We start from the raw sequence: 419 nt of genomic DNA on the forward strand, positions 1-419 counted from the left end.
GTGCTGGCCCAGCCGGCGCTCGGCGACGCCGAGCGCCGGCTGGGCCAGCACGTCGGGCGGCAGAACCCGCTCGGGCAGGTCGTACCAGCGCTCGAAGTTCACCCGTCGCGAGGCCATCACGCGCCCGGCCCAGAACAGATACTCCAACGCCACCTTGCCGTCGTGCCAGTTCCACATCTGTCCGGCCGCTCGCACCGGCCGCTGGAAGCCGGTCTGACCGGACCGCAGCGGACCACCTGCCGCAACCTGCGCCAGCACGTCGTCCACCAGGCCCGGCTGCTCACGGGCGAGCTGATGCATCCGGCCCCAGGAGCCCTCGTCGACCCGGTCCATCCGCCACTGCAGCAGCCGATACGTCTGCACCGGAATTAAGGACGCCTCATGCGCCCAATACTCCACCAGTTCGCGCTGCACCGGAC

The 419-nt window shown here is 70.4% G+C and carries 1 protein-coding gene; it reads right to left on the reverse strand.

All coding sequences use genetic code 11. The features are described from left to right. Window positions 1-419, reverse strand: a 419-nt coding sequence (locus tag D7X12_RS42085) for a DNA glycosylase AlkZ-like family protein (RefSeq protein ID WP_208719658.1), incomplete at both ends; no start/stop codon positions are given.

Source organism: Corallococcus sicarius (genome assembly GCF_003611735.1).
GTDB lineage: Bacteria > Myxococcota > Myxococcia > Myxococcales > Myxococcaceae > Corallococcus > Corallococcus sicarius.